Here is a 22357-nt window from a genome sequence, read left to right as displayed (position 1 = left end):
TTTCAGCAATCTGCTTATAACTGAAACTGATTTCTCAGATCCAGAATACTGTTCCCACCAACTTCTAATGCGTGCTGCTTCAGCTCCTCCAGCTTCATAAAGGTTTTGCTCGTAGCCACCTCCAGAAGAATCGGAAGATTCACCCCGGTGATACACTCACAGTGAACGCTATCCTGCAGCTCGTGCATCGCCCTTGCTGCCGCATTGGACGGACTACCTCCGAATAAATCCGTCAGAATCAGAACACCGTCTCCCTGTGAGCACTCAGACAATCTGATTATCGCCTCCTTAATCGTGTCCTTCAGATTATCAACACTGTCTCCGTGATATAAACCATGACTTTCAATCAGCGCTGCTTCTCCCATAATCAGTGCCGCACTTGACAACAGCGCCTGTGCCAGATCGCCATGTGTCACCAATAACACTGCAACCATATTTCTACCTCCTCATTTCACCAGCTGCCGGTTGTTCGACAGTCGTTCTCAACTTCGAGTGTATTGTATCACGCTGTTTTCGCCACACAAAATCGTTGCTTTTTTTACACAGTAAACAAATTGTGTAAAGCGATATTTCATGTATATATCAGCGGTTTCTTTTTATTTTTACAGAAAAAGTAACCGCTTTTCTTCCTATCCATACATATGTGCGTAAGTTTTTGCACAATCATGGTGAATTAAAAATACATTCTGAACAGCAGTGTGTAAGCGACTCGCCCATTTTACACCAAATACCGGATATTTTTGTTATAATGTCAAAAAGGAGGTTAGGCTATATGGACAAGAAAAAAGAAGAGGTGTATCAGCATCTCATCCGTCATACAGCAAAACAGCTGCAGCAGCGCGGAAGTCTGGGAAGGGATGCTTTGAATATCAGTCTTGATCTGCAAATGGACCGCTCCAATGTATCGAGACTTTTAAACCAGCTGCATCATGAGGGAAGACTGATCAAGACGCAGGGACGTCCGACTCTGTTTTTTGCCAAAACACCATTGGAAAATGAGCATCCGGATGTACATATCCCCAGTGTCATTCCAAAGGGGAAGAGCATTCAAAGCTACCTGAAGGAGGAGCAGGAGCTAAAAAACGAACAGACACAGGCGGATGTTTTCCGTCAGTATCTCGCAAACCGCAATACCAGCAGTATGTTTGAGCCGATTCAACGGGCGAAATCCGCTTTGCTGTATCCGCCGCAGGGGTTGAATATTCTGTTATACGGGGATCCATGTGTCGGAAAGCTTAACTTTGCGAAAACGATGTTTGAATTCTGCCTGCAAAGGAAAATCTTTACTCATGGATCACGGATCGTTGTCTTTGACTGTCTGAATTATGCCGATCAGGAGCCGGAGGAAATACTCAGTAAGCTGTATGGCTATTATGATGGCAGCCATTTGAAAAAGGGGCTGCTGGAAGCAAGCAGAAACGGTATGCTCATTCTGAATCACATGGATCGTCTTTCCTTTTCCGCCCTGACCAGCCTGTACAACAGTATGATCAGCCAATCCTATACGCCACTGCATCTTCCTTCCAAGGAATATCCGATTCGCTCCCTGATAGTGGGTATCTCCAACACGGAAAACATGATACTGAATCCGGACATACGCCGCTGCTTCCCTATGCAGATACATATCCCCTGTCTGCGGGAGAAATCCATTCAGGAAATGCTTGTTCTGACGATGCAGTATTTCCAGCAGGAGGCTGCACATATTAATAAAACCATACGGATATCAAAGGGCGCACTGAGCTGTTTTGTTATGTCGGACTATTCCGGGAACCTGCCTCATCTGCATGCGGAAATCAAGCAGGCCTGTGCACACGCCTTTCGCAGCTATCTGGATCAGGAGGCTCTGTTTGTCAGTGTTGATTATGATGATATTTCCACACAGGTATTAACGGATATTTATGACGTGAATGAACGCATGAGTGAACTGGATAACATTCTGAATCTGTTTGCCGGTGAGTATCTGTTTTTCTCAGCGCTGAAACAGAATCAGGAGCTGGAGCTGCTGTATGATCTCAATGACAGTACCAGCAAAAAGGACAGCTATCTGGACAGCATTGATGATAAGCTGATCAATCTGTGTATACAGGATATCAATGCAGCAATCGGTATCCACCTGAATACGATTCGCTCCGTAATGCTGAAGCAGGTTTATGATCTTTTGTATCCGATTCTGCAAAACAATCCGATTTGTAAGAATGAAAATCTGTTGTACGGTTTACTTCTGCATGTATCCAATTCCATCAGCCGCATACGCAGTGGTAATCAGGAGCTTGGCTTTCGCCGGGCAGAGTACCGTATCGCCAAGCAGGAGGATTATGACTGTGCGCAAAGCATTGTTTCACACATTCACACGCATCAGGAGCTGCAGCTTCCTGCCGAGGAAACGGATTATATCGCCACCTATCTGTATCTTTCCTCACAATGGATCGACAGCAATTATATTCAGCTGCTGATTATCAGTGTGGATAACGATACAGCAAAGGAGTATGCCGATTATTTGAACAGCCTGTCCTTCAAAACTGAAATTCACTACCTTCGTCTGCATTCACAGACCTCCCATGAAAAGAATTGCAGGCTGATTTCCGATACGATGCATTCCATCAATCGCGGGAAGGGTGTTGTGATTGCCACAGACAGCAGTACAGTCACAGCAAGTGAAGCCATGCTGAAAAAACTGAGTGATGCTGCGTTTACCATTGTAAGTGATATATCGGTAAAAACACTGATGGCGATTGTGGAAAAGATGGAATCACTCGGTTCCACCTTAAGTTCCATCCAATATTTCCGACAGGAAAACACAAGGGATGCAGCAAGTGTAAGCGAAACGGAAACACATGCACAGGAGCTGCTGAATGATATCACAAACAAGGTACTGTCTGAGTCACTGGTATTTCTGAATCCGCATAAGGTCTGTCAGTCTCTGTTTAATGTATTGATCAATATTCTACATGATTTGAATATTTCCTATACGGATGATTTGTTGATTAAGTTCATATTCCACAGTGGATTTATGATTGAGCGATGCATACGAAAAGAGCCCCTGTCCTATCCAAAGGCCAGAGGCATCATCAATCAGTATGATCAGATGTATTATATCATGGAGAAAAATTTTGAAATTATCTCTGAAATTTTCAACGTGACGATCCCTTCTTCCGAAATGGCGATGATTATGGAGATATTCCTGCCATATATGTAGGATGTGTTCGCTTACTTTCTAGCGTTCCATCATGAAAGCAAACAAGGTCAAACGAAAGGTGAACCTAAAAGCAGCGGGAAGAAGCACGATGTAGGGGTTGCAGCTCACTGCTGCTTTATCCTAAGGACGTATGTGATGGGATGGAATGCAGGAACATAAGGCTGCCTCCTTTTCGAAAGGCAATGATAATAAAAAAACTTAAAGCGCAACAAACTATTATTGCAGGATATAGACCGCAACAAGCATACCGGTTTTGGAAGACCTGAACAGCTAAAGGGTGATTTTCAAAGCTATTGGAGCCGTCGTATTGATGAGACTAACCGTCTCGTCTATCGCATTGTTGAAGGGCGTATTGAAATTTTCCAATGTCGTACTCTTTGTGGTGATATGTAACGTCCCGAACTTTTCAGGACGCTTTTCTATTCCATGTGTAATTTTTATCTCATTTTCGCCTATCTTCAAAGATACACCAATAGAGATACAAAATGTCTCTGATATAGCTATATCTTCAAAGTCTATAATAGAAGCGCTCTTCAAAAAATGATAAACAGCATGTGCAGAATATAATACCTGTACTTGCTGGTTTCTTTCATAAAATATGTGATATCATAACGTCAGATCAAACGATTCATATCTCTTCCATTATATAGAAAACGCCTAATTTCCACAATATCATCCAATATAACATAATAAATGGTATAGTTTTTCACGTATATTCGATAATATGGGTTCACTCGTTCACACTGTGAAAAGACTTTTTCATAAATTGCAGGATGATATAGCATGTTCAAAATGGCCGTTTCCACATCATCAATTAAATTGTGTGCCGCATCCGGGTTCTGCAATACATGGGAAATGTATGCTGCCACATTCTTTACATCCTCTTCAAAAAGCGGAAGATAACGCAGCTTATAGGTCTTCATTTCCATCAACAGCTTTTCTGACATCGCCAAACACTCGTTCGTGCGAATATCGTTCCTCACTTGTTTCCGCAATACGATCAGCCTCATCCAGCTTGGTCTCTACAAAATCTGTAAGATTTGCATACCGTTCCAGACTCATAACCACCATTGTACCATAGCCGTTCTTTGTAAGGTAAACGGGTTCCCCACCATTTACAATCTCTTCAATTTCAGAGAATTTATTTCTCAAATCAGAAACAGGACGAATTTGTATCATATCAATCTACTCCTCTCTATTTTGTTATCATAATTTTATCATAATTTTATCACAATAACAACATAAAAAGTTATTTCTGTATGGTATCATCCACCAGCGTAACGCAGTTCGGATGCAGCCATAATAGAGATGCCGGAGTAGAGGTTGCTATTCTCTGACTCATAAATGCCTGATAGGCTGCTTCCTTTCGATCCCCGCAAACCAGCATAATAATCTGCCCTGATGTAAAGATTCCCTGCAGTCCTATCGTCAAACCTCCCTTTGGCTCATAGCCCTTTACCATATCGTGTGTTTTTGTTTTCTCATCCAGCTCTGCATAATGTGCGTTCAGTGTAAGGAAATCCGCAGGCTCATTCAATCCGAGATGTCCATTCATTCCCAGTCCGAGAATCATGACATCAATAGGATGCTCTGATAAAAACACATCCATCCTATCCAGCTCCTGCCTGATATCTGCCGCATCGGACACAAATTCAACGACCGCCTTTGGCTGCATATACAGCTGATCCAGCAGATGCTCCCTGATAAAGGTGGTACACGTACAGGCTGCCTGCGGCTCTACTCCATACCATTCATCCAGCTTCACGAATGTGATTTCGGACAGGTCGATTCGTTCCCTGTTCACTGCTTCACATACCAGCTCATACATCCGCGCCGGAGAGCTTCCGGTCGCAAGGCAGATAACTGCATCCGGCTTCTTACGCAGTGTATCCAGCAGCAAATCCGCAGCCTCTTTTGACATTGCTTCATAATTCTCTGTATGTATCAGTTTCATAATTACCTCCTATTTTGAAAAAAGCTATCCGAAATTCTTATGTGGATAGCTTTATTTTATCATATTTTAAACAAGTCCGATCCATGCGCCCAGAATGGAAAGCACGATAATGGATACAATCAGAACGATTGGATTCGCCTGTTTCTTTTTCAGCAGCCAGAACAGCAGCAGGGTAACACACATTGGCAAAAAGTTCGGGAAGATTCGATCGAAGAACTCAGCCTGTACCGCAACCTCGATACCACCGTCTACCTTAATGACAGGCAGCAGGTTAATCGTAACATAGGAAGCAATCAGCGCACCGATTACCGTGATACCCAGAATTGTTGCGGAATTGGCAATCATATCAGAGTTCTCTGTGATGATATCAATGGAACGTGTTCCAAGGGTGTAGCCAAGACGGGTCCAGACAATACGCAGAATCCAGATAACCACATAGGTCGCAAAGAAAATAATCGGTCCCAGAACGGATCCCTGTGATGCAAAGGAACAGGAGATACCTGCGACAATCGGCAGAATGGTGAACCAGAAGATTGCATCACCGATACCGGCAATCGGTCCAAACAGGGCCAGCTTCAGACCCTTGATTGCATCACGGGTTCCTCCACCTTCCTCCAAGGACATCATCAAGCCCATCAGAAAGCCGACTAGGTTTGGATGTGTATTGATAAATTCCAGATTATCTGTCATTGCGGCAGACAGCTTTTCCTTGTCATCTCCGTATACCTTTTCCAGAGCAGGCAGCATTGCCCATGTAAAGCCACAGGCCTGCATACGTTCATAGTTGAAGGATGCCTGCAGGAAGGAAGAACGTATACCAAGCATTGTAATATCATGTTTTGTTAATTTCTTAGATGCCGACATTCGTGTCACCTCCAGTTATCCCTGCGTTTTTCACAGCTTCTTCGATTTCGTCTTTTCTCTGCTTCACACCGAAGAAGTCAATCAGTGCAAATACGGTACCAAGCAGCGCTACCGGCAGCAGGTTCGGCATTTCACAGAAGCATGCCATCAAAAAGCCTGCAATAAAGTAAGGTGTGTATTTTACCTTCATCATAACGCGCAGAAGCATAGCGAATCCGACTGCCGGAAGAATACCGCCGGCAACCTCAAGTCCGTGTGTGATAACGGCAGGCAGTGCGTTTACAAAGTCAGCCATCGGCTGCTGTGCAACATAGGTACACAGGAATGCCAGTGCTCCATAGGTCAGTGAGATAATGGTCATGGTTGTGAAGTTGATGCGGCGGATTCCCTTTACATCAGCCTCTGCAGCACACTTGTCGGCTTTTCCCATAAAGAATGAGAAAGCGGAATAATAGAACAGAATGACATACTGTCCCAGGAAAGAGAATGGCAGACAAAGACCCAGTGCAGCTTTCGGATCACAGCCGGTTGTATACGCCAGTACTGTCCCCATCAGACCTGCGAATACAGGGTTTGGCGGCTGCGTACCACCTGCCGGTGTCAGCCCTGCGAATGCAAGCTCAATCAATGCACCAACCTTCAGCCCCAAGGTAATATCACCCAAAATCAGTCCCGTCAGTGTCGATACGATCAGCGGACGGAAGATAAAGAACGCTTCGAGGAAGAAATCAAGACCGACGATAATCGTCATAATGGTCAGTAGGATTCCCTGTAAAAGTGTAATCTCCATATTACTTTCATCTCCTTTTCAGTTTTTGTTATTCAATAGCGAATTTCGGATCTCCCGGTACATCCTGTGCATACACATTGATGCCCTTGGATACCAGATACTTCAAATCATCCATGTCTTCATCATCGACATAGACCTTCTTCGTCATAGCGCGTTTCCCTTCGGAGAAATGCATGTTTCCCACATTTACCTCCTTCAGAGCAACACCGGCCTCCACCAGACGGCGGACATCCTTCGGCGTACGGCATACGATAAAGATTTTCTGTTCCGGTGCTGCCCTGCCAATGATGGCAGCCGTTTTTTCAATCGTAAAGAAACGGATTCCCACACCGGATGATTTTGCTGTGACACTCATCAGTGACTGCTGGATTCTGTCCTCTGCAGCAGTGTCGTCTGCCACAACAATCAGATTGGCTCCCAGCGTCTTTGTCCATGTGACCCCAACTTGTCCATGTACCAGACGGTTGTCAATTCTTGTTAATAGAATATTCGGCATATATTCCACCTCCATTCACTTTTATAATCAGCAAGAAACGTGCCAACTTTCTGTCGCAGCACGTTTCGCTTGATTTATTTAGGGTTTTTGAAGTAATTCAATACATAAAGTGCTTCCGGCGCCGGAAGTTCGACACTATATCTCATTTCCACGCCACTAAAGGCATCCTTGACCTTGTCAACACGATCCTTTTTACCTTCTACTGCCTTTTCCATACCCTCCACATGCTCAATTCCCTGTTTCAGGATCAGGCGTTCGATCAGACAGCTGATATGTACATACAGACCAACCTTGCGGGTGGCATCCAGCTCCTCGTTCAAATCCTCCTCCAGATTTTCCACAATTTCCTCCACATCGTCGATAATCTTTTCTCCGTTCAGAATAGTCAGATGATTTACGATATTGGACAGAGTGAAATTCTTTGTAATATTCTGATTGAACGCTTCCAGATCAACAGCTCCCAGATACCGCTGCATCAGCTGTTCCAGAACGCCGATTTCATCGTTCATCATAACACTTTCAATCGCCATAAACGGAATGCCGCTCACCTTGGGATCCAGCGTTCCGACAATCAGCTCCACCTGATACCGGTTGAAGATGGAATCACGGTTCCCGTTTTCAACCAGCTGCTGATAATTATAGGGGATGATTTCCAGATCGATTTTGCGTGGCAGTGAGCCCTCCAGCAGCTCACTGATTTTTTTCGCTGCCCCAAAGCCGGTGGCACAGATGGAAAGGATGGCAGATTTCTTTTTTCTGCTTTTCAGATAGTGTGTGGAAAGCTGATGGTGCTCCTTCACCAGCTGCAAAATTTCCTCCACGCGTTTTCCCTGCATGATGTAGTTGCCGACCTCCAATGCCATAGCGGTAGATACATTGTTGATCAGCGCAATATTATAATCGGACATCGGCTTGATTCTTGTATAGATTTCCTCCAGACTTCCCATATCCACCAGAAAAATCAGTTCGTGTATGGTTCCCTTGCGCTTCAGATAATCATCTGCCAGCTGCGCCACCTTATCGATGGTGATATTGATTTCCATGTCGATACCGTCAAACACATACTGCCCCAGCATACGGTTCGCTGTATCCGCAATACTGCTTGCGGTGGAGTAGCCATGGCATAGAATAACACCGACACAGGAGCTGACCTCTTCATTCTGATAGCCCGCAAATGCAATGGCGATAATCACCAGCAGCAGCTCATCCAGCTCCAAATCCAGATTCAGACGCACATTCTCCACAATTTCCTCTGCTATATGGAAGATTCTCGGCATTCGCTCCTGAACCTCCTCCACCAGCGCTTTTACCGTTTTCTGATGCGCACTGATCCAAACATTGGCATCGGTTGCACATTTTGAATATTCAACAAGGATGCGGGAATAGATTTTGATTTCATTATTCGGTATGTTGATGGAGTATTTATTCATGACGATGGAATAGATTTTATCCAGCAGCTTCAACAGGTATGCCTCGCTCGTATTTTTCTGATAGCGGTTATGAAACATGACATAATCAATATAGCTTTGTATGAGAATTCCGGTTTTTTCCATATACGCAGGAAAGGCATTTGTCGAGGTTTGATATCCCTCATACTGCGTGACCAGCTGACTGTACAGATGCAGCAGCGGGGACGCCTGATTCAGCGAGCCCTTGAGCCGCTCGATTGGTATCATAGCCTCCTGCATACCATGGGTGGAGGATTTCAGCTGCACGGAGGTCAGGGATGGAAAGATATAATCCGGCAAATCAGCCACCTGTATTTTCAGCTTCGGCTCTCCCTGATGAACAAGGAAGGAATTTGCACAGGCTGCCTTGATGGCATTTTTCAATGCCCCGACATTGCCGATAAACTCAAAATCCATCAGACTCTGATAGGCGAGATTGCTGATGAGGATTTCTTTTCCAAGGCGCTTGCTCTCCTTTGTGAAAATCGTGTAGATCAGCTCCCGCTTTTCAATCAGCGGACGATCCTTCAATGCCGGAACAGTAATCGTTATCGGAATTCTTCGCAGCAGGGTCTTTAACAGAACATTCTGCGGGTCCTCCGTTGTTGCGAAAACCAGTCGGCATTTGGAATAATACCAGTTTTCATTATCACCGACCTTGTGATACATGCCCTTGTCCATAAAGAAAAACAGCTTTTCCTGACACTCCGCCTTCAAACAGTGCACCTCATCCAGAAACAGCAATCCGCCGTCTGCCAGTGAAATCAGCCCGGGGTTATCCTCATCCGCTCCGGTATAGGCTCCCTTTACATTTCCGAACAGATTGGTTGTCAGCAGCTCCGGATTATTTGCATACTCCGAGCAGTTTACCGCCACAAATTTCTTGTTCTTTCCGATAATATTCTGATTCACCGCATATTCATACATCATGGAGGCAATCATGCTTTTCCCCGTACCGGTCGGACCGTTGATCAGAATCGGCAGGCCTCCGGGATAGGATACTGCCGCCTTGCAATGCTCCACCACACTGGATAGAGAATTGTTACAGCCGATCAGCTGTTCAAAATCCTGTGCATCTCCCACCAGCTCCTGCGCAAGCTGTTCAAATGAATCAAAGGTGCATTTGGTCACAACACCGCTCCGTTTGTTTTCCACAGCCTCACGTACAAAAAAGTATACCGGGCGGGAATTGATTTTGATTACATCCCCTGTCTTTACCCTTTCATTCAAATACTGGGATACCGTATTGCGACTGATATGCAGTGTATCGGCAATACTGGCTGCTGTAAATCGCGTGTGCTCCTCTATGGCATATTCCTCACAGCGTTTTTTCAATTCTTCAAATACGATTTCCTTCATTGCGTTGTTCCTGCCTTTCCATTCTCAACATGCATGTATACAAAAGCGAAGACCATTTACCTTCTCCGCTTCATTGTTTCGTAATCAAGCTCACTGAATTTCTCAACAGCCGAACCGGGAACATCCTGATAGAATACCTCTGTCCCCTGTGAAATCATATAATTTATGTCCTCAATATCCAGCTGTGTAAGATATACCTTTCGGTTAAATGCGACTCTCCCCTTTTCATAATGCATATTGCCGACATTGACACGCTTCAATTCAATTCCCGCTTCCACCAGCAGACGCGCCTCATGCGGTGACTGTACGACAACGAACAGCTTTTGATGACTTGTGTTGTCATTGTATGCGCGGATGAAGTCATGTACTGTATAAAAGCGGATCTGACGGCTTGCGGCAGAGGCAACACTCTGCATCAGCTTCTGTGCAAAGCTGCTGGCGGCAGTCAGGTTATCCACAACAACAATCGTGTCAATATTTAAGGTACTTCCCCATGTAAGACCAACCTGTCCATGGACAAGCCGGTTGTCAATTCTAGTCAATTCAATTCTTGCTTTCATATGAACCACCTCATTTCTTTCATTTTAACCCATTTTTCAAAGAAATGATATCCTAAAAAAAATTATAATACAAGCACAGGTACATGTTGTAAATCCATAACAGCTACGAAAGAGTGCCTTTTCATCAGATTCGGAATATGCCCCCTGCTTACAAAATCGAATATGCGCATAGTATAACCGTTTTACCATATCAGAAAGAGGAATTCACCTTCAGGAATGATAACTATCTATATCGGAATGCCCTGTGATTTGAATCATGAACTGTACAGTATGTAAATTTTTCTATCCTAATGTCGAAAAGCTGTACAGGTTCGCTACCACTCGCAAGCTAAAAAAAGACATACTGTTTTACACAATATGCCTTTCTGTTTCCTTATGGATGCAGCTGACCGTACAGCTGACAATAGGTTTCCGCACTCTTTGCCCAGCTGACATCTGTATTCATCGCATTACGGACAAGAATCTTCCAGTCCTCCTTACGATTGTAATAGACATCAATGGCATTGTACATCACCTGAAGCATTTCATCAGAGTTGTAATTTGCGAAGCTGAAGCCGTTACCTGTCTTTTCAAATTCGTTATACGGTGTTACCGTATCCTTCAGACCTCCGGTTTCACGTACCAGCGGCAGTGTACCGTAGCGCATGGATATCAGCTGTGAGATTCCACACGGTTCAAACAGGGATGGCATCAGGAACAGATCACATGCACCATAGATGCGGTGTGCCAGAGAATCATTGTATCCCTTGTAGAATGCAATTTTCCCTTTGTTTCCTGCTTCCAGCTGCGCCATCTTTTCCTCAATGCTTGCCTCTCCGCTTCCTAACACAGCAAGCTGAATCGGCATAGCACAGATTTCAGAGAGCTTTTCCATCATCAGATAGAAGCCCTTCTGCCAGGTAAGACGGGAAACAACACCGATCAGCAGTACATTCTGATCCACATTCAGACCGAGCTCCTTCTGCAGTGCTTCCTTATTCAAGCCCTTGGCTTTTTTTACATTTACCTTGTTGTAGTGATATGGAATTTCCGGATCATTTTTCGGATCCCAGTATTCGATATCAATACCGTTTGTGATTCCCCACAGGTCATATTTACGGATATTCAGCACCATTTCCAGATGCTCGCCATACTGCGGCGTCAGAATCTCCTGAGAATAAGTAGGGGAAACCGTTGTCACCTTGTCCGCATACAGAATACCGGACTTCATGAAACTGATTCCACCGTCGTAGCGTACATTTCCGTTGTCATAAATTCGATAATCCAGTCCCAGACAGCTGTCCAACATTTCCACACCGAAGTTCCCCTGATAAGCCAGATTGTGAATCGTATAAACAAAGCGGATATTGCGATAGCGTTCATCAAAGCTGTGACCTTCCTTGCACATAGCAGGAATCATCCCGGTATGCCAGTCATGACAGTGCATGATTTCCGGGAAGTAGTTCAGCTGATTGCACATTTCAATGACAGCCTTCTGGAAATAAGCAAAGCGTTCCCCGTCATCGATATGTCCATACATTTCTTCACGCTCAAAGTATCCCTTGTGCTCAACAAAATAGAATTTTACATCCTTGCGCATGGTTGACCAGATATTTACCGGTACCTCATGATACGCAATACTCACGGAAAACTGAGCCTCCAGCGTAAATTCATGGTGAAATTTCTGAGCAATTTTCAGGTACAGCGGCATGATAACACGCACCTCATGACCCTTTTTAGCCAGCTCATTCGGCAGGGAGCCGATTACATCTGCCAGTCCTCCGCTTTTAATAAAGGGAAGACCCTCGGCAGCAACCATCAATATTCTTGCCATTAAATTTTATCATTCCTTTTCACGTACAGCGGAGTGTCGGCAAGGCCCAGCAGTTCCTTTTTACGAACGATTCTTGCTTTCTTATCCACTACTACATTTTCAATATGCACATCTTCACCGATCATGGCACCCGGAAGGATAACACAGTTTTTCACGACTGCCCCCTTCTTGATAATCGCACCACGTCCGATAACACTGTTTTCAATATCACCCTCTACCAGACATCCGTTGGAAACCATACTGTTTTTCACACTGACACCGGAATAGTATTGTGTAGGACAGGAATCGTTGGTTCTTGTATAAACCGGCCAGTCTGTATGGAACAGATCCATTGCCTTATCATAGTCCAGCAGATCCATATTGGCATTGTAGTAGCTCTTGAAATCATTGATACATGCCACAAAGCCACGGTGTGCAACACCACGGATATCCAGCTCCGCACACTCATCGTTTACGATATCGCGGAACCAGTACAGAGAAGAGATATTCGCTGCTTTTTTTACCAGATCCATGAACAGCTCCTTACTCAGGATATAGGTTTCCAGAGAAATTGTTCTGGATTTGGAGTTTCCGCGATTCTTCTCCAGAGACAGAACACCCTTCTGCTTGTTCAGATTCACTACATCACAGTTCACGAAGGATTCCTTTGCATTATCCACATTCTGATACAGCATGGTAATATCCGCACCGCTTTCGATATGCGTATCCAGCAGCGCACTGAAGTCCTGACGGAAAACAAAGTGACTCGGTGTCAGAACAACATAAGGATAATTGGCATCCTCGATTGCCTGCATGTTGTACATATAAGAATTGATATCATTGCTGTAGAAATCATTTTCATCCATGCTTTTTGCCGGCAGGATGTGCAGCTTTCCACGCTTGGAGTTAATGTTGTAATGACGTCCGGTTCCCAGATGCTCCAGCAGAGATCTCGGATTTGTTTTTACAAACACCTTGATATGATTTACACCGGAATTACTCAGATTAGAAATTGGAAAGTCGACCAGACGATATCTTCCCAGGAATGAGAAGGCGGATACCGGGCGATAATCCTGCATACCTTTGACCTGTACATTAGGTCCTTCATAATTAACAATACCGATTGCATTGCACATATTACTCACCCCTCACTCTCTTGCTGATCAGTTCGATTTCTTCACTGTTCGGATCACCTACGACAGCACCGGCATCAATCTTGACACCCTGCATAACGATGGCACGGTGAATGACGGCACCCTCGCCGACCTCCACATCCGGTAACAGAACCGAATCATTGACCTTTGCATTTTTTGAAACCTTCACGTTTGTGAACAGGACTGAGTTGTTGATTTCACCATTGATGACACATCCCTGGTTGATATATGCGTTATCCACCTTGCCGCTCGGTCCGATATAATGCGGCACGGTTGATACATCCTCTGTATAGATTTTCCAGTTTGGATCATTCAGATCCAGCTCGTTGTTTTTGCTCAGCAGGTCCATGTTTGCTTCCCAAAGGGAATCCACGGTTCCTACATCCTTCCAGTAACCCTTGAATTTCCATGCATACAGACGCTTGTTCTCCGCAAGCATGGCAGGAATGATATCCTTTCCGAAGTCATGGTTGCTGTTAGGATCATCCATATCTGCGACCAGCATTTTTCGCAGCTGCTTCCAGTTAAAGATATAGATACCCATGGAAGCCAGATTGCTCTTTGGATGCTCCGGCTTTTCCTCGAATTCAACGATACGGTCTGTTTCATCCGTGTTCATAATACCGAAGCGGCTTGCTTCCTTCATCGGAACCGGTAATACGGCGATCGTTGCATCCGCATCACATGCCTTGTGATGGGAAAGCATCTTGGAATAATCCATCTTGTAGATATGATCTCCCGACAGAATCAGAACATACTCCGGATTGTTGCTGTCGATGAAATCGATATTTTGTGAGATTGCATCTGCAGTTCCGCGATATACGTCAAATGCTGCTCCGTCTTTCTCACGAGGCGGCAGTACGTATACACCACTGTCTTTTGCATCCAGTCCCCAGCGCTGTCCAGCTGCTGCATAGGAATTCAGCAATACACTCTCATACTGTGTCAGTACCCCGACAACGTTGATGTTGGAGTTGGCACAGTTGCTCAGCGGGAAGTCGATAATTCGATATTTCCCTCCGTAATACACTGCAGGTTTTGCAATCTTCTTGGTCAAGGCATACAGTCGTGTTCCTCGGCCTCCGGCTAGTATCATAGCCAGCATGTTGTTTTGTCTCATGTAAATCCCCCCTTAGGAATTTTTTCTATATATTAAGTATAATGATTTTCAACATAAATTTCCACCCTTTTTGTAAGAAAAATGAACTTTATGTATGCGTTTTCAGCTTTTCGAGCATAAATGACGCCAAAAGCAAAAACACGCGGAAAAGTCAAGTCAAAATTTCATTGATTTTTTTCTGGTTTTCATGAAATTTATGCTCAATCTTATACTCGCATGTTCATTATATTATCGTATGCGGCAGATTATTCCAAGAAAAACAATCTGCCAAATACTTCCTTTTTCAGACAAAGTCGTACATGTTGAGAAGGTCATCGACCGTTGTGTTCTTTCTTTCTTCCCCTTCCAGCACCTTGACGATTTTCCCTTCATTCAGAATAATCGTCTTGTTGCCGTATTCCAGTGCCTGCTTCATGTTGTGCGTAATCATGAGCGTAGTGATATGGTTCTCCTTTACAATTCTCTCTGTGATATCCATGACAGAGGCGGCCGTTTTCGGATCGAGCGCCGCCGTATGTTCATCCAGCAGAAGAAGCTTCGGTGTGACGATTGTGGACATCAGCAGTGTCAGTGCCTGCCGCTGCCCGCCACTCAGCAATCCCACGGTTGTGGAAATGCGATCCTCCAGACCAAGTCCCAGCTCCTTCAGCTTTTCGATAAAAAAGCTTCGATCCCCTTTTTTTATTGCCCGGCTCAGCGTCGTTCTCTTGCCGCGGCTGTATGCCAGTCCCAGATTCTCCTCAATGGTCATGTGCGGGGCCGTCCCTTTCAGGGGATCCTGAAACAGGCGGCCGATTTCTCTTGCCCGTTTGTACTCAGGATAAGCTGTGATATCCTTTCCATCCAGCAAAATTGTCCCGGAGTCACACGGTATCGTTCCACTGATTACGTTCAGCAGCGTGCTTTTTCCGGCACCGTTGGTCCCCAGCACACTGATAAAGTCACCATCCTCCACATGGAAGGACAGATGATCCAGAGCCTTTCGTTCATTGACGGTATTGGCATGAAAGGTTACACTGATATCCTTTAAATCAAGCATGCGTCCCCCTCCTTCTCTTTTTCAGATGCGGCAGTGATATCGCCAGTGCCACAAGAGCTGCGGAGAACAGGTTCAAATCGCTTGCACCGATTCCCAGCTGCAGGGCAACGGTCAGGATAAACCGGTAGACGATTGCGCCCACAACGACAGCCGCAAATTGAAAGCCCAGTGTTTTTCTGCGGATAAATGCCTCACCGACAATGATGCTCGCCAGACCGACAACCATCATACCGATTCCTCCGCTCACATCCGCAAAGCCCTGATTCTGTGCGAAGACTGCACCACCCAGCGCCACTAGGGCATTTGCAAGTGCGATACCCATGATTTTCATCAAATCCGAGTTGATGCTGCTGGCACGCACCATCGCTTCATTGTCACCGGTTGCCCGAAGACTCATTCCCAGCTGTGTTTTCAAAAACAGATACAGCAGAAGGATCAGAAGGATGAGAAGCCCGGCAATCATTACACCATAGGCATGATCACCAAGCACTGCCTCCAGCGGTGTAAAGATGGTTTTCTTTCCGAACAGGGATACATTCGGCATGCCGTTCAGTATTTTCAGATTGACGGAATACAGGGCTGTCATTGTCAGTATACCGGCAAGCAGTGACTGCACCTTGCATTTGGTCTGCAGCAGACCGGTTACCAGCCCCGCAAGACCTCCGGCAAGGAACGCCATGAGTGTACCAATAAACGGGTGAGCATTCATTGCGAATACGGCAGATACCGCACATCCGGTTGTAAAGCTCCCGTCAATCGTCAGATCGGGAATATTCAAAACGCGGAAGGAAATAAACACCCCCAGCGACATGATGGAAAATATCATGCCGAGTATCACTGCATCCTGTATGGTTGATAATGCCATAACCCTCATCCTCTCTTCTACTATACTGTTACCTGTACCGCTTACTTCTTACATTGCCTATCCAGCCCTATGTTCCTTACAGATTTTTTCATACGGCTGTATGGCTGTATGATACAGATTCCATTACGAACCGTGTATTACTTTCTTAATCTGTTTAGATTCCGTCCTGTTTATCAATAGAAATCTGTACCCAGCACGATTATCTTCCGTATATCTTTTATATCTTTATATATGACAGGCCTGTTCCTATTGTGCACAGGCTTACATCATGACCAGATTTTTGCTGTCTTCTACATCCTTTGGAAGCTGAATGCCCAGTGTCTCCATCGTTTTCTCATTTACATAGATATTCAGATTATCCTTGAAGACCTTAACCGGCAGATTCTCCACATCCTCGCCCTTCAGAATTTTATCCGTCATTCTTGCCGTTTCCTTGCCAAGCTCTGTGTAATCAATACCAACCGTCGCAAAGCCGCCGTCACTTACCATGGAATCAGCACCGGTATATACCGGAACCTTTTTCTTGTTTGCAGTTTCCACAAGAGCACTCATAGAGCTTGCCACCGTGTTATCGTTTGGTGCAAAGATTGCATCACATTTATCGGTAAGCACACTGACTGCGCTCTGAATCTCCGTGATGTTTGCGCCGCTTCCCTCCACCAGCTTGATATCGTGTTTTTTACAGAATTCCTTTGCCTTTGCCAGATTGCTTACGGAATTCGCTTCAGAGCTGTTGTAAATAAAGCCCAGTGTCTTCAGATTAGGGTCTACCTTCAATGCGAGATCGAGTATCTGATCCACCTGAATTTCATCGCTTGTCCCGGTAATGTTGTTGTTCGGTTTTTTCAGATCATCCATCAGACCTGCGCCTACCGGATCGCTGACTGCGGAGAATACGATCGGAATATCCTTGCTGTACTTCGCTGCCGCCATGGCTGTCGGTGTTGCAATTGCCACGATGACATCACTCTTGTTTCCGGCAAATGTCGACATGATGGAATTCAGCGTGTTCTGCTGCCCGCCGGCATCCTTGAAGTCCAGCTTGATATTTTCTCCATCCTTATAGCCCAGTGCCTCCATCTCTGCCTTGAAGCTGTCACGAATCGTATTCAGTGACTTATGCTCTACAATCTGCGCTACCGATACCACCGGTATTTTTTTCTCAGTTTTCGTATCCTCCTTGCTTCCACATCCTGTTAATACGCCTGCACATAATAGAAATGCAGCTGCTGCCTTACATAATTTTTTCATGACCTGTTGTCCTCTCTTTCACTGTGTTGTTTTGTTTCCTTCGTTTATATGACGTCTGTTTTCCCTTATGCCATCGCCATTCCTCTGTGCTCTGTAACACAATGACCACCTCCCTTATATAAAAAAAGCACCCGTCCAAAAGTCTGTTGACTTCAGGACAGATGCTGTTAGGTTCATCTGCGGTACCACCTGATTTGATCGTTCCATCTATTGGAAACCATCCTCTCATCAAAATGCCGACACATTTCTAGCCCTGTAACGTAGGCATACGTCTTGGATACTGAGCTGCGCCGTTCACCTTGCCCTCCAGAGTCCATTTACAAAACTGCATTTCTGCCGCGATTCCACCATCCGCGTGCTCTCTATAAGCGCATCTTTCTGCTTGATCTCTCTGTCTATGGTTTCCTATAGGATACACCTCTTCTTTTTGCTTGTCAACACTTTTTCTGAAATTTTACATTTTTTATTCTGAAAACATTTTCACCATTTACAGGAACAGCGTCTGTCTGCTTGCAGCTGCATCGTCTCTGTGTAATCAGGTGAATGTGCCACCCTATATAATGTCTGCATTCACAGAAGCCTACTGCCTGGCGGGCGGGCAAATGGTGATGCGTTGGAGATAATAGAGCCATATCTGTTTTGCCTAGCCGTGTTCTCCCTGCGAGTTTCCATACAGATGAAATCCGTTCCATAGCTGCAGGATGGCAGTTACAGCAGTGATACAAAAGACAGCACCAGATTGCTGCATATATGCTTCCTTGCAGGAAATCGCTGTCAGAATACCACAGATAAAAGCAAGCACAGCGGTCAGTCCGAGCTGTTTCCAACCGATTTCCATATACTGCAGACCGTGAATTCTCGTATCGTAATACATATTTTGTATAAGCTGCAAAATGAAAGCAAGCAGTAGAGCAATCAGCCACAGATTGGTTGTACCCGGTAGCCAGGGAAACAGAAGAAAGCCGGTGGCGCCCAGCATGCACTGGATTACCCCCAGCAATAGGGAGGGCTTTCGGATATATACATATGGACACATTTCGTTTGTATATTCCATTTCTGCCTCCTCATGGTGCATACGTTTTCGTAGTACCATGCGCTGACTTTGCAGGCGCACCATCTGCATATCAAGCTCATGAATCAGCTGTTCATAGACCTGAGGTGCATATTCTTCCTCTATAAGGATTGCACGTATTTCCTTTATATGCAGTCCCATCTGCCGCATGGCATGAATATCTCGCAATGTTTTCAGGCAGTCTTCATCATAATCGCGGTAGCCGTTTTCGAGCTTTACCGGCTTTACAAAGCCCTGATCCTCATAATACTGTACAGCCTTCCTGCTAAGACCGCTTTTCTCCATAACTTCTTTCAACAGCATTTCTCTCTCCTTTCTGGCTTTCCAAGCTGCCTTCCCTTTTGAATCACAGGCAGCCCTTTTTTTTACCTGCAAGTCATACTATGAAAGCATAACCGTACAATACATCCCTTCCTGTTTTTACGAAACTCTTTCTCTGATATTCTATAACAGCGTTGTTTGCAGGACAAGCCCTTTTGCAGTATTCATGTAAGCTTCAGGAGAGTTCCTATATTTTCTATGAGACTGCGATCGTTCTTTTACTGTATGATGAAGCAAAGCAGCTTTTTCTCCCTATTCGCTTTATAAAGCATGAAAAAGGATGCACTCTTCACGTATTCCAAGCAAAGCATTGCATCCACGGTATCCGCATTTGCAGGCAGCTGCACCATTTGGTATTCAATAAGGGAACACGAGTAGAAAGGCCATACCATCCGCTTCCTTTTCGGCGAAAATTTCCCCATTCATACGCCGCATGATTTCCCGGCATATATAAAGTCCAAGACCGTTGCCCTGCTTCCCCTCGCTGTTGCTGGCACGAAAGAAGCTTTCAAATATATGATGAAATTCGGTGTCACTCACTGTATTTCCAGTGTTAAAAATACGAATTAGCTGACAATAGTCCTCTTCATAGCACGATATTTCTATCCTTCTTCCATCTCCGTATTTCAAGGCATTTTCCATAATGTTTTCCACGACCTCAAAGCTGCGCTCCAGGTCTCCCTTCAGCAGCAGGTTTTCATAGGGCTTTACCACCAGCTCCATACGCCGCAGTCGCAATGGCTCTTTATACGCGTGAACAGCCTTGTCGATCAGCTCCTTCAAATAGAATTCACTGTTTTGGACCTGTATATCCAGTATGTCGTGACGGGACTGCTTCATGATTTCTTCGACATAATGTTCAATTTCCTTCCCCTTTTCCTGTATCTGATGAGCTGCGTGTACATTTTGTGCCTCATCCGTATACAGATGCTCCTCCAAAGCCCGCGCGTACAGCTGGATGGTGTTCAGCGGTGTCTTAATATCATGTGACAGAGAAAGCAGCAGCTTCTTCTTTTCCTTTTCCAGCTCCAGCTGCCGCCTTCTGGAAGTATCCAGCGAATCCTTCAGCTGTCCGATTCCAAGCAGGAAATCATGTGCATATCTGCTTTTTTCCTCCTTCACGATCCCCTTCCAATGTCCCTTCGCAAGCTCACCGGGAAGCTTACGCACTCGATCAAAGGGCTTTAACAGGTGCTTTCTCAGATAGAGAAGAACACCCAGCAGCATTGCGAACAAAGCGGCGAGAGACAGCTGTGTGCGCAGCATCAGTCCGTTGGTATCCACAAGCGAGCGATGATAATCAAAGCGCAGATATCCTGTCAGCTTTTGCTTTCTGTAGACGGGTACCACATGCATATCCAGATTATTTCCCTCCTGGAAAAAGGCAGAGGCTGTTTCTCTGCTTCCTTCCTCTGCGGACAGCCATTGCAGCTTTTCGATATGCGGATAGCTGTTCCTTGCGATATCCTCAGCCTTCGTACCCTTTTCCACCTGCTGCAGGATACGATTGATTTCCACACGATATGCATGGTCCATGGTTTCCTCCATCTGCAGAATACTCCACCCGAGAAAGGCTGCAATGCCCAGATACAGCAGGAAACAGGAAAGGATCAGGATATTATACTTCTTCAAAGCGATACCCCACGCCCCAGACTGTTTTAATCCGCTGCGGCTGTTTTGGATTCTTCTCTATTTTGTCACGCAGCATTTTGATATGAACGGTCAGTGTCTGCTGTTCACTGAAGCTGTCCATGCCCCATATGCTTGCGAAAATATATTCCTTGCGTAAGGTCTTCCCTGCGTTGGATACCAGCAGTGTCAACAGCTCGAATTCCTTCGCGTTCAGCTCCATAAGATTTCCATCCACAAAGGCTCTGTGCTGTGCACGCTCAATGACCACACCGCAGCAGGATATGGTTTCCTTGCGATGCAAATCGGATGTACGCTGTAAAACAGCACGTATTTTGGCGGCAAGTATTTGCGGATCCACAGGCTTTTCGATATAATCATCCGCCCCCAGCTCATAGCCGTTCAGCTGATCATTTCGATCCTTTCGCGCACTCATTATCAGTATCGGAACCGCTTTATGCTCCCGCACTTTTTTGCATACCGTAAAGCCATCCATATGGGGCAGCATGATATCAAGCAGCAGCAAACGTACCTCTGTCTGTGCAAGATAGGAAAGCGCAGCCTCCCCGCTCTCCACATGATGCACCTGAAATCCATCCCGCTTTAAAAAGCTTACGATCAGCTGGGCAAGCTCACGGTGATCCTCTACAAGTAATATATCTATCATAGGCAATTACCATCCTAACGTTATCAGCCATTCATTTAATCTGCGCTCACGCTTGCGGATATCCGTACAGTCTTCCCATGCGCCAAGCTGCATTTCATCCCGGATATTTCCGTCCTCGATATACAGCACACGGTCACAGCGTGAGGCTACCTTCATATCGTGGGTTACCAGCAGTATGCTTGTCCCTTCCTTATGAATACGGTTCAGCTCCTCCATCACCTCATGAGAGCTCTGCTTATTCAGGGCACCTGTCGGCTCATCCGCAAACAGAATACGCGGATGATTGATCAGGCTGCGGCAGATACAGGCACGCTGCAGCTGTCCTCCGGATACCTCATTCACATCGTTATCCGCGATTTCACTGATGCCAAGCTTCTGCATGAGCTTTGCGGCATAGGCATTGATTTCTTTTCTTCCCTGCTTCGTTCTTCCCTTTACAGACTGATAGGCTGGTAAAATAATATTATCATAAACGGACAGGTTTTTCAGCATATACATCTGCTGGAAGACAAATCCCATTTCCTCCAGGCGCAGATCGCTGATCTCATTGCGGCTCATATCCGTAAGCTCACGCTCAAAGAATTTCACACTTCCGGCTGTCGCACTGTCCATACCGCTGATGGTATACAGCAGGGTTGTCTTACCGGAGCCGGATGGTCCCATGACGGCGATCATTTCCTTTTCTTCCAATGTCAGATTGACATTTCTCAATACGTTGTTCTGTCGTTTATTTACGATATATGTCTTACACAGATTGCTTACTGTTATTCCACTCATAAT

21 protein-coding genes are annotated in these 22357 nt (G+C 45.3%); 2 read left to right on the top strand and 19 right to left on the bottom strand.

All coding sequences use genetic code 11. The features are described 5' to 3' along the window. Positions 1-14: 14 nt before the first annotated feature. Entirely contained in the window at positions 15-434 is a 420-nt protein-coding gene (locus tag G4D54_02990) for a PTS sugar transporter subunit IIA (GenBank protein QJA01457.1), read from the bottom strand. Positions 435-772: 338 nt separating this feature from the next. Between G4D54_02990 and G4D54_02985 the strand changes: the two genes are divergently transcribed. Then, entirely contained in the window at positions 773-3196 is a 2424-nt protein-coding gene (locus G4D54_02985; GenBank protein ID QJA01456.1) for a PRD domain-containing protein, read from the top strand. 219 nt (positions 3197-3415) lie between these two features. Beyond that, the gene (locus tag G4D54_02980; protein QJA01455.1) at positions 3416-3589 is read left to right on the top strand and encodes a Txe/YoeB family addiction module toxin; all 174 of its coding nucleotides are present in this window, start codon (positions 3416-3418) and stop codon (positions 3587-3589) included. A 221-nt stretch (positions 3590-3810) separates the two neighbouring features. On the opposite strand, the gene G4D54_02975 is transcribed toward G4D54_02980, so the two are convergent. The 18 genes from G4D54_02975 to G4D54_02890 form a co-directional block, all read right to left on the bottom strand. Continuing rightward, positions 3811-4143 carry a type II toxin-antitoxin system RelE/ParE family toxin gene (locus tag G4D54_02975; protein ID QJA01454.1) on the bottom strand — a complete coding sequence of 111 codons (333 nt, stop codon included), beginning with the start codon at positions 4141-4143 and terminating at the stop codon, positions 3811-3813. Continuing rightward, on the bottom strand, positions 4106-4375 hold the full coding sequence (locus G4D54_02970; protein QJA01453.1) for a type II toxin-antitoxin system Phd/YefM family antitoxin: 270 nt from the start codon (positions 4373-4375) through the stop codon (positions 4106-4108). The genes G4D54_02975 and G4D54_02970 overlap by 38 nt, the downstream gene beginning before the upstream one ends. A gap of 70 nt (positions 4376-4445) precedes the next feature. Beyond that, positions 4446-5150 (bottom strand): glucosamine-6-phosphate isomerase, encoded by a 705-nt coding sequence (locus G4D54_02965; GenBank protein QJA01452.1) that lies wholly within the window; start codon positions 5148-5150, stop codon positions 4446-4448. A gap of 66 nt (positions 5151-5216) precedes the next feature. After that, positions 5217-6014: a PTS N-acetylgalactosamine transporter subunit IID gene (gene agaD / locus G4D54_02960; GenBank protein ID QJA01451.1), complete on the bottom strand. Its 798-nt coding sequence runs from the start codon at positions 6012-6014 to the stop codon at positions 5217-5219. Next, positions 6001-6804 carry a PTS N-acetylgalactosamine transporter subunit IIC gene (gene agaC, locus G4D54_02955; protein ID QJA01450.1) on the bottom strand — a complete coding sequence of 268 codons (804 nt, stop codon included), beginning with the start codon at positions 6802-6804 and terminating at the stop codon, positions 6001-6003. The genes agaD and agaC overlap by 14 nt, the downstream gene beginning before the upstream one ends. A gap of 28 nt (positions 6805-6832) precedes the next feature. Then, positions 6833-7300, bottom strand: coding sequence for a PTS N-acetylgalactosamine transporter subunit IIB (agaB, locus tag G4D54_02950; protein QJA01449.1), 468 nt, complete (start codon positions 7298-7300; stop codon positions 6833-6835). Between the two features lie 74 nt (positions 7301-7374). Next, positions 7375-10107, bottom strand: coding sequence for a sigma 54-interacting transcriptional regulator (locus G4D54_02945; protein QJA01448.1), 2733 nt, complete (start codon positions 10105-10107; stop codon positions 7375-7377). A gap of 56 nt (positions 10108-10163) precedes the next feature. Next, on the bottom strand, positions 10164-10667 hold the full coding sequence (locus G4D54_02940; protein ID QJA01447.1) for a PTS transporter subunit IIB: 504 nt from the start codon (positions 10665-10667) through the stop codon (positions 10164-10166). Positions 10668-11040: 373 nt separating this feature from the next. Then, entirely contained in the window at positions 11041-12480 is a 1440-nt protein-coding gene (glgA, locus tag G4D54_02935; GenBank protein QJA01446.1) for a glycogen synthase GlgA, read from the bottom strand. Then, a complete protein-coding gene (glgD, locus tag G4D54_02930; protein QJA05142.1) occupies positions 12480-13595 on the bottom strand; it encodes a glucose-1-phosphate adenylyltransferase subunit GlgD in 1116 nt (371 codons plus the stop codon). The genes glgA and glgD overlap by 1 nt, the downstream gene beginning before the upstream one ends. A 1-nt stretch (position 13596) precedes the next feature. Next, positions 13597-14733: a glucose-1-phosphate adenylyltransferase gene (locus G4D54_02925; protein ID QJA01445.1), complete on the bottom strand. Its 1137-nt coding sequence runs from the start codon at positions 14731-14733 to the stop codon at positions 13597-13599. A 283-nt stretch (positions 14734-15016) separates the two neighbouring features. Beyond that, positions 15017-15772, bottom strand: a complete 756-nt coding sequence (locus tag G4D54_02920) for an ATP-binding cassette domain-containing protein (GenBank protein QJA01444.1) — start codon at positions 15770-15772, stop codon at positions 15017-15019. Next, on the bottom strand, positions 15765-16637 hold the full coding sequence (locus G4D54_02915) for an ABC transporter permease (protein QJA01443.1): 873 nt from the start codon (positions 16635-16637) through the stop codon (positions 15765-15767). Before G4D54_02915 ends, G4D54_02920 begins: the two co-directional genes overlap by 8 nt. A gap of 261 nt (positions 16638-16898) precedes the next feature. Beyond that, on the bottom strand, positions 16899-17888 hold the full coding sequence (locus tag G4D54_02910; GenBank protein ID QJA01442.1) for an ABC transporter substrate-binding protein: 990 nt from the start codon (positions 17886-17888) through the stop codon (positions 16899-16901). A 643-nt stretch (positions 17889-18531) separates the two neighbouring features. Next, a complete protein-coding gene (locus G4D54_02905) occupies positions 18532-19263 on the bottom strand; it encodes a MerR family transcriptional regulator (protein QJA01441.1) in 732 nt (243 codons plus the stop codon). Between the two features lie 375 nt (positions 19264-19638). After that, on the bottom strand, positions 19639-20817 hold the full coding sequence (locus G4D54_02900) for a HAMP domain-containing histidine kinase (protein QJA05141.1): 1179 nt from the start codon (positions 20815-20817) through the stop codon (positions 19639-19641). 82 nt (positions 20818-20899) lie between these two features. Beyond that, positions 20900-21577, bottom strand: coding sequence for a response regulator transcription factor (locus G4D54_02895; protein QJA01440.1), 678 nt, complete (start codon positions 21575-21577; stop codon positions 20900-20902). Positions 21578-21583: 6 nt separating this feature from the next. Beyond that, positions 21584-22354 carry an ABC transporter ATP-binding protein gene (locus G4D54_02890; GenBank protein QJA01439.1) on the bottom strand — a complete coding sequence of 257 codons (771 nt, stop codon included), beginning with the start codon at positions 22352-22354 and terminating at the stop codon, positions 21584-21586. Positions 22355-22357: the final 3 nt, after the last annotated feature.

The organism is [Clostridium] innocuum (assembly GCA_012317185.1).
GTDB classification, from domain to species: Bacteria; Bacillota_I; Bacilli_A; order Erysipelotrichales; family Erysipelotrichaceae; genus Clostridium_AQ; species Clostridium_AQ innocuum.
Note: the sequence above shows the minus strand (reverse complement) of the source record. Positions and strands in the feature narration are given on the sequence as shown.